Here is an 8,554-nt window from a genome sequence, read left to right as displayed (position 1 = left end):
TGGAACTCAATTTCTCTGTATTGGGATATTTTAGGTCCCAGTTTTGGTCCAAGTCTATGTGTGGGCGGCACGGCTAAAGAGACATAAGTTTATGTATAGTCTTTAAAAAACTTGGTAAAATGCGTGTACGACAAGGTTATTTTACCGTCTTGAATAAGTTTTTGATGAATATGATTTATGGGTATGCCTTGAGAAAACAGCTGTGATATTTCTTCTATATTTTCTTTAAATTCTTCATACTTAGTGGACTGAGGCTTAACAAACGGTTTCCAATAGGCGTCAAAAGCACCTTGCAATTTTTTATACAGCCGTTGTGTTGCCCTGCAGTCATCAAGCGCATTGTGCGTTTTGAGGTCAGACACATCGATACCTTGCTGCTGGCAGGCCACTTCTAATTTTTGCCATTTCCAGGTACCGTAATATTCGCTGAATTCAATCTGAGCGATGTCAGCATACGCTGCCCTTAAATCCCGGCATGGTGTGATCGTTTGCGGCCAGACACGATCAAATGCCTCTGCAGTCTGCCGCATTAGCCTGAAGTCAAAATCGGCGTTATAGGTCATTATCGACTCTGCACATTTAATAATCTCAAGAATATGATCATGGTAATATGCCCAGGTTTTGATATGTGTCAGGGCACCAAGGGTAATGCCGTGCACAGCTGCAGCCTGTTCCTTTATAAAAACAGATGGTTTGAACCGTTGATTAAAAAGTGTCTGGGCTGTATCTGCGTCAATAATTGCCAGTTCTATAACCTGATCCTGGCTTTCCGTGCCGGTGTTTTCTGTGCTAAGTATTAATTTCATCTAACCATCGTCTTTCCTTCAAAAACTTTGATAGTCCAGGTATCCAGCGGCCATTATCACGTTGCCAGTCCTGGGACATCTTGTTTTTTCCAATGATTTGTAAAAGTTTTGATATTTTGGGTATTTCTCCTGCCTGAACAAGTTTTTTAAAATTCATCCAGGCTTGCCATTTCCCGGTTTTCCGGGGGTATTGATTTAAAAGAACTTCAAATTGTTTTTTGAGGGGCAAACTATTTAATCCAGCTTCCTGCTGCTGTTTTTCAGCCAGAAACCTTTCCTGCTGTTCTTTCTGCTGCTGCCATTGGATTTGATCTTGCAGCTTTTGTTCTTCATCTTTTTCTTTTTGGCGTTCTTCCGAAAAAACTTTGAAGAAAAGGGGTTTAACGCCATAAAAATAAAAAATATCTTTGAGTGTTTGACCGTAATGCTTCTGGATTCTTTGTAATGCGATTTCGTTTGGCCCTGACAGAATTATACTGCCGTTCTCGATTTCAGCCTCCAGACAGGGAAGCATTTTAGCGGCTAAATTTAGTTGGTCATTTTCGATAATATGCGCTTTGACTTTTGCCCAGGTTTCAGGCTCCTGGCGGCCATGATTTATGACGGATTCTGAGGGCGATAGAGAGGGAGTATCTATATTTAGTCTATCTAAGGTATAATCCGACAAATTGCCGAAATTTTGTTGATCCGGGGCATGACAGTCCTGGGTGGTCTCCAGGTCGCTACCGTCTGGTAATTCTTGCTCTGTTTCAGGCTCAATTTCTGGGACCGCTTTCGGCTGATCGGGTTTGGATGTTTCATCTGGTTTTTGCTGAGGGTTTGTTTTACCAGCCCTTAATTCCCTGAATTTAATGATTACAGGATGGGCAAGAAAATAATAGACGGTCTGCATCCAGCCGTTAATTTCTTCTCTCACAGCGTTAATCAGCCCGGCTTCTTGAAGAATCTTGACGTGTCTTTCAATAGTTCGATGGCATACATTTGTTCGGTTGGCTAATGTTCCCATATTCACGAACGTATGGTCTTTACCAACCGCGCATCTTACCATTGCCTTAAAAGTTTTTTCGATTCCTGCAGTCATTTTCCCGCCGTCTTTTCTTTCGATTTTCCCAAACCACAAATCAAGATCATTCGCATAACCATGCGAGATTGTGAGATTATTCAACGGTCTCCTTCCTAACCGAAAAAACAAAACACTCCACCGATTGCTTGACAAGACTCTTTTTTTGAGTTATCTTCTAAACTGAGATTATTCAATTTAGAAGACACAAGCTTCTACAGAAGGACCTCATCGGTTGCAGCCGATGAGGTTTTTTTGTTTTTAGCGGTTACTTTTCTTTAAAAATCAGTTCACTCTCCATAAAAAAAAATTTATAATAGAGCGTAATGTATTAAAGAAAGAAGTTAAGACGGGCGATCTGGTATATTTTTCCAGACCACCACTTTGGGAGAGCCCAAATAAAAAAGGGCTCAGAAGAGAGAAATCTTCTAAGCCCTTAAAATCTGGGTGGAGGCGGCTCCCGGATTTGAACCGGGGAATAACGGCTTTGCAGGCCGTCGCCTTACCACTTGGCCAAGCCGCCCTGCTGGAGCGGGAAACGGGAGTCGAACCCGCGACTTCGACCTTGGCAAGGTCGCACTCTACCACTGAGTTATTCCCGCTCAACAACAAGTGTGGTTTATAGATGGATGGCTTTCTTTTGTCAATGAAATTTTAATAAAAATCTTATTTTTTCCTGCATTGACAGCCCAGGCCCAGGCTATTTTTTTTTGTCCCAGTCTGACAGGAAGGACTCAATGCCCTTGTCGGTCATATGATGAGCTGCCAGCTTTTTAAGCACGCCATAGGGGATGGTGGCAATGTCCGCACCCATCAGAGCAGACTGCAGAACATGGAGTTGGCTTCTCACCGATGCCACAATGATCTGGGTATCAAAATCATAGTTGGTGTAGATCTGCACAATTTCTTTGATGAGCCCCATGCCTTCCTGGGCCAGATCGTCGAGGCGGCCTACAAAGGGAGAGACATAGGTTGCACCGGCTTTAGCAGCCATCAGGGCCTGGAGCGCGGAAAACACCAACGTTACATTGGTTTTAATGCCTTCGGCAGATAATGTTTTAACCGCCTTAAGCCCTTCTACGGTCATAGGGATTTTCACGGCAATATTATCGGCAATTTTTACAAGCTCCCGGGCCTCCGTTACCATGCCCTCATGCTCCAGGCTGATCACCTCTGCGGAAACAGGGCCATCAACAATTTTGCAGATTTGTGCAATAATGTCTTTGAACTCACCCTCTTCTTTGGCAATCAGGGAGGGGTTGGTGGTCACACCATCCACCATGCCCATATCATTGGCATCCTTGATCTGTTCAATATTGGCTGTATCAATAAAAAATTTCACGGGTCTCCTCTTTGGCCAGGGCAATCACTGCCTGGCTTTCATTTGTTTTCATTTGTTCGAACAGTTCACCCACGGTCAGGCCGTTTACCGGGTGAACCAGATTTTTATCTATGTCGCAAAGGGGTTTTAATACAAAGGCGCGTTCATGCATTCTGGGATGGGGAAGCACAAGCGTGGCTGTATCCATCACTCTTTGGCCGTAAAAAATAATATCCAGATCAATCCTGCGCGGACCAAATCTGAAGGGTTTGCTGTCCATGTTTTGCTCTTTTTCAATGGCCTGCAATACGCCCAAAAGCTTTTCCGGAGAATAGGCTGTGTTAATCTTAATGGCGGCATTCACAAACCACTCCTGGTCCGTATAGTTTTGGGGCGCTGTCTTATAAAATTTTGACAGGGCTTCTATGAAAATCCCTTCTGTTCCCCCAAGACGGCTGATGGCCAGGCCAAGATTGGCAATCTTATTTCCCACATTGGCGCCGATGCTTAAAAATGCAGGTGTCAGGGATAAGGAATCAGGGGAATTCAATATAAAGGGTATCCGACACCTTGCTTTTTATGTTGTCCTTCCCCAGAGTTTGCACCCTGAAATAATAATGAAGATCCTGGTCAAGGGTGTATACAAAGCTTTTACGGGGCATGGGAACCACGCCCAGGGATTTGAACATAAAGGGACATCCTTCGCAGCCATCCAGGGGTTTGGTTGCCATGAACACCTCAAACCCTTCAACCTTCGGCCCTTGTTCCTGATTCTGCAAAGATGAACAGGTCCATGTCAGGGTCAGGTCACGATCCTTGAGCGTGTATTTCAGGCCTGTGGGGGCCGCAGGGATATCACCGTCCTTAGCAGGGGGCACTGGCGGCCCTTTTTTACCGCATCCCGGTACCATAAAAAGGATGCCTGCACCCCAAAAGGCAAAAAAAAGACATATGAGTACGCGCTGACATATCCGGTTCAAATCCCAAGCTCCTTTTTTGCCGCATCCACGGCCGCGGATACGTTGTCAAATCCGGTTCCACCATAGGAGTTGCGCCGGGCTACCATGGCATCCAAACTGATAAATTTATAAACATCCTTTTCAATAAGATCGCTGAAGGAGCGCATCTCTTCCAAAGTTAAATCATCCAGTTCTTTTTTTTCTTCCAGGGCAAAGGCCACGGCCTTGCCCGCAATGCCATGGGCCGTTCTGAAGGCAACGCCCTTGTTGACCAGATAATCCGCAAAATCCGTTGCATTTAAAAAACCTGTCATGCAGGCCGTGCGCATCCGGTCCTTATGCACCTCAATATGCGCCAGCATGCGGGTATACACCTCAAGGCAGACTTTTAAGGTGTCTATGGTATCGAACAAGGGTTCTTTGTCTTCCTGCATATCCTTGTTATAGGCCATGGGCAAAGATTTCATGGTGGTTAAAATGGCCATGAGATTTCCCACCACACGCCCTGTTTTGCCCCTGACAAGTTCGCACACATCTGGATTTTTTTTCTGGGGCATGATGGAAGAGCCTGTGGTAAAGGCATCGGAAATAGTGATAAAAGCAAATTCCGATGTGGACCATAAAATCAGCTCCTCGGACAACCGGGACAGATGGATCATGCAGATGGACGCATGGGAAATAAATTCCATGACAAAATCACGATCTGACACAGAGTCCATGGAGTTGTCCGATACCCGGGAAAAGCCCAGGACCTGACAGGTATATTCCCGGTCAATGGGAAAGGACGTACCGGCCAGGGCTGCCGTGCCAAGGGGCATCACATCCAGGCGCTTCATGGAATCCTCCAGCCGTTCCACATCCCGCTTGAACATCTGAAAATATGCCAGCATATGGTGGGCAAACAATACGGGCTGGGCCCGCTGCATATGGGTATATCCGGGCATCACTGTTTTTCTGTTGGCATCGGCAAGGGTCACCAAGGCCGCCTGAAAATCTTTAAGCATTTGGATGAGGTTTAGGGTCTCTTCCTTGAGATAAATGCGTACATCCAGAGCCACTTGGTCATTACGGCTTCTGCCCGTATGCAGTTTCCTGGCCACAGGTCCACAGATTTCGCCTAAATGCTCCTCCACATGCATGTGGATGTCTTCCAGGGCGTCGGTGAATGCCATTTCATCATTATCAATCCTGGCCTTTACCGTATCCAAACCCTGCACCAGGATTTCAGCATCTTCTGATGAGATAATTCCCTGTTTTGCCATCATTTCAAGATGGGCCTGGCTGCCCTTTATGTCGCTCTCATAGAGGCGTTTATCCACGTCTATGGACGCGTTAAAAGACTCCACCAGTTTATCCGTGGATTCGGCAAACCGGCCGCCCCATAATTTTTCACTCATTATTTTTTCTTCCTATGTAGTTCCTCTCTTGGGCCTAACATCACCCTAAAATCAAGCGCTCCAGAATGGCTTTGTGCATATGCCGCTTGTTTTCCGCCTGATCCCAGAACGCTGCGTTTTGTGCTTCAAAAACAGATTCGGAAATTTCCTCCCCCCTGTGGGCGGGCAGGCAGTGAAGCACCAGACAGTCATCCTTGGCACCTTTGAGCAACTCCTCATTGACCTGGAATCCTTTGAATGCCTTAAGCCGGCCTTCAAGCTGATCTTCCTCACCCATGCTGGCCCAGACATCGGTATACACAACATCTGCGCCTTTAACAGCCTCTTTAGGGTCATTGGTGAACACAATATTATCTTTTGTGTCTGCCCCGGCTGCGGCAATGATGTCAGGATTGATATGATGGTTGTCCGGACAGGCCACGATCAGGTCCAGCCCCAGCACGGCAGCTGCATTGACCCAGGAATTGGCCACATTATTACCATCTCCCACCCAGGCGATCCTGATATGCTCATATCCGCCTTTATGTTCAATCACGGTCATGATGTCGCTTAAAATCTGGCACGGGTGAAAAGCGTCTGTCAGGGCGTTGATCACCGGGATTGTGGCGCTTTTGGCAAACGCTTCCACCAAATCGTGGTCAAAGGTTCTCATGGCCAGACAGTCAATATACCGGGATAAAACCCGTGCCGTATCCTTTGCCGGCTCATTTCTGGATATCTGGGTATCCTGGGTGCTCATATATATGGAATGCCCGCCCAGCTGAATCATGGCCGTTTCAAATGCAATGCGGGTCCGGGTGGATTTTTTATCAAAAATAAGGCCCAGGGTTTTGCCGGCCAGAAGGGAATCGAAAATGCCCTTTTTGTGGCGCGCCTTCAGACTTCGTGCCCTTTCAAACAGGGTTGTAAAATCCTGGGGTTCAAGGTCCAGTAAACACAGTAAATCCTTTTTCAATGATCGTCTCCTGCAAGCAGGCTGTCCAGTTCGGCAACCAGCTGATTAATTTCGACGGTCCCTATAATCAAGGGCGGTGCAAATCTAAGAACTTTATCTTGAATTGCATTAATAATAAAGCCTTTTTTGAAACATTCAGACACGTATTCTGTGGCTGTTTTTCCCTTGGAAATATCAAGCTCCATGCCGATCAGCAGCCCTTTACCCCGGACATCCATCACTTTTTTATGCTTTTCTTTTAAACCATTGAGCTGTTCCAGAAAATAAGCGCTTTTTTCACGGACAGATGCCAGAAAATTTTGTTCAGACATCAAACGAACCACCTCAAGGGCTGCGGCCGTGGCAAGGGGGGTGCCGCCAAAGGTTGACCCGTGGCTGCCAACTTCAAATCCCAGAGCAGCTGTTTCGCTGGCCAGCATGGCGCCGATGGGTACCCCATTGGCCAGGGCCTTGGCAAGGGTCATGATGTCAGGTACCACATCATAGGATTCATGGGCGAATAATGTACCGCAACGGCCCATGCCGGTCTGGATTTCATCAAAAATCAGCAGGGTGCCGGTGTCCGTGCAAAGCTGTCTTACAGCCTTGATGTATTCGGGATCAGCAGGGATGACCCCGCCCTCACCCTGGACAGGTTCTATCATCACCGCACACACCGTATCATCCAGAACAGCTTTCAGCGCCTCAATATCATTGAAGGGCACATGGAGAAAACCGTCCAAAAGGGGATAAAATCCCTTTTTAATTTTGTCCTGGCCCGTGGCAGACAGCGTGGCCATGGTCCGTCCGTGAAAGCTTTGCTGCATGGTGACAATCTTGAACCTGTCGGCTTCCCCCTTTGCCTGGAAAAACCGCCGGGCAAGTTTGATGGCAGCCTCGTTGGCCTCTGCACCTGAATTGGCAAAAAACACGCGGTCGGCAAAGGATTTTTCAGTCAGAACCTTTGCAAGCTCTGCCTGGGGCCTTGTGTAAAACAGATTGGACACATGCACCAAAGTGCCTGCCTGGGCAGAAATGGCTGCGGTGATATCCGGATGGCAATGCCCCAGGTTGCACACGGCAATGCCGGCCAGAAAATCGGTATATACATTGCCCTGATCGTCATAAAGCTTGGTGCCCCGTCCTTTGACAAAAGGCCGGCCCTGGCGTAAATAGGTCTTAAACACATGATCCTGGGTAAGTTGAATCGTCATTTTATATTTCCTTCTTATTTAGAATCTCCGGCAAACAGCTGGGTGCCGATCCCTGAGTCCGTAAACAGCTCAAGCAAAACAGCATGGGCAATTTTCCCGTTAATGATATGGGCTTTTTTAACGCCGGCGGTCAAGGCGGAAAGCCCGCACTCCACCTTTGGAATCATGCCCCCTGAAATCCGGTTATCCCGGATCATCTCCCGGGCCTGCTGTTCATTCACCGAGGAGATCAGTGTCTTGTCACTGTCCAGCACCCCGTCCACGTCCGTGACAAGGATAAGGCGCTCGGCATTAAGTGCACAAGCAATTTTTGCCGCCACCACATCTGCATTAATATTGTATGTTTCCCCTTTGCTGCCCACCCCCACCGGCGCAATAATAGGGATAAAGCCCCGGGCGCTCAGGGTGTGAATGATTTCGGGATTTACCCTGGATACATCCCCCACCATGCCCGGATCAATGATCTCAGGCGGTTTGGTTTCATCTTCCTGGTGGTAAATGGTCATTTTTTCGGCCAGGATCAGCCCGGCATCCTTACCTGTAAGGCCCACGGCCCGTCCGCCTTCCAAGTTGATCCGGGACACCACATCCTTGTTCACCTTGCCGCCTAAAACCATTTCCACCACATCCATGGTGGCATTGTCCGTGTACCGCATACCCTTGATAAAGGTGGATGTGATCCCCATGGCTTTGAGTACCTCATTGATCTGGGGACCGCCGCCATGGACCACCACCGGATTGACCCCGATGGTTTTAAGCAGGATAATATCCTTGGAAAAGTTGGTTTTCAGGTCCTCATCCACCATGGCGTGTCCGCCATACTTGATTACCACGGTTTTTCCGGAAAATTTCCGGATATAGGG

The 8,554-nt window shown here is 47.5% G+C and carries 9 protein-coding genes and 2 tRNA genes; all 11 read right to left on the bottom strand.

Going from position 1 to position 8,554, the window contains the following annotated elements; genetic code table 11:
• Positions 1–89 precede the first annotated feature (89 nt).
• Positions 90–806 carry a 3'-5' exonuclease gene (locus AB7U36_RS13420; protein ID WP_428160265.1) on the bottom strand — a complete coding sequence of 239 codons (717 nt, stop codon included), beginning with the start codon at positions 804–806 and terminating at the stop codon, positions 90–92.
• Complete coding sequence (locus AB7U36_RS13415) at positions 790–1,971, bottom strand: transcriptional regulator (protein ID WP_428160264.1); 1,182 nt, start codon at positions 1,969–1,971, stop codon at positions 790–792. The genes AB7U36_RS13420 and AB7U36_RS13415 overlap by 17 nt, the downstream gene beginning before the upstream one ends.
• 343 nt (positions 1,972–2,314) lie before the next feature.
• Positions 2,315–2,389, bottom strand: a tRNA-Cys gene (locus AB7U36_RS13410).
• Positions 2,390–2,393: 4 nt separating this feature from the next.
• A tRNA-Gly gene (locus tag AB7U36_RS13405) sits at positions 2,394–2,468 on the bottom strand.
• 98 nt (positions 2,469–2,566) lie between these two features.
• A complete protein-coding gene (fsa, locus tag AB7U36_RS13400) occupies positions 2,567–3,208 on the bottom strand; it encodes a fructose-6-phosphate aldolase (protein WP_428160263.1) in 642 nt (213 codons plus the stop codon).
• Positions 3,192–3,737, bottom strand: coding sequence for a 2-amino-4-hydroxy-6-hydroxymethyldihydropteridine diphosphokinase (folK, locus tag AB7U36_RS13395; protein ID WP_428160262.1), 546 nt, complete (start codon positions 3,735–3,737; stop codon positions 3,192–3,194). Before folK ends, fsa begins: the two co-directional genes overlap by 17 nt.
• Complete coding sequence (locus AB7U36_RS13390; protein WP_428160261.1) at positions 3,724–4,065, bottom strand: hypothetical protein; 342 nt, start codon at positions 4,063–4,065, stop codon at positions 3,724–3,726. Before AB7U36_RS13390 ends, folK begins: the two co-directional genes overlap by 14 nt.
• A 98-nt stretch (positions 4,066–4,163) precedes the next feature.
• On the bottom strand, positions 4,164–5,543 hold the full coding sequence (argH, locus tag AB7U36_RS13385) for an argininosuccinate lyase (RefSeq protein ID WP_428160260.1): 1,380 nt from the start codon (positions 5,541–5,543) through the stop codon (positions 4,164–4,166).
• A gap of 40 nt (positions 5,544–5,583) precedes the next feature.
• Positions 5,584–6,498: an ornithine carbamoyltransferase gene (argF, locus tag AB7U36_RS13380; RefSeq protein WP_428160259.1), complete on the bottom strand. Its 915-nt coding sequence runs from the start codon at positions 6,496–6,498 to the stop codon at positions 5,584–5,586.
• On the bottom strand, positions 6,495–7,691 hold the full coding sequence (locus AB7U36_RS13375) for an aspartate aminotransferase family protein (RefSeq protein WP_428160258.1): 1,197 nt from the start codon (positions 7,689–7,691) through the stop codon (positions 6,495–6,497). The genes argF and AB7U36_RS13375 overlap by 4 nt, the downstream gene beginning before the upstream one ends.
• 14 nt (positions 7,692–7,705) lie before the next feature.
• The coding region (gene argB, locus AB7U36_RS13370; protein WP_428160257.1) for an acetylglutamate kinase at positions 7,706–8,554 on the bottom strand (849 nt) is incomplete at its 5' end.

The sequence above is a fragment of the Desulfobacter sp. genome (assembly GCF_050177295.1).
This window is presented reverse-complemented; position numbering and strand designations above follow the sequence as displayed.

What these genes read in the sequence shown, in the direction of transcription:
- AB7U36_RS13420 (WP_428160265.1), bottom strand. Translation starts at nt 806, where the DNA reads ATGAAATTAATACTTAGCACAGAAAACACCGGCACGGAAAGCCAGGAT.
- argH (WP_428160260.1), bottom strand. Translation starts at nt 5,543, where the DNA reads ATGAGTGAAAAATTATGGGGCGGCCGGTTTGCCGAATCCACGGATAAA.
- AB7U36_RS13375 (WP_428160258.1), bottom strand. Translation starts at nt 7,691, where the DNA reads ATGACGATTCAACTTACCCAGGATCATGTGTTTAAGACCTATTTACGC.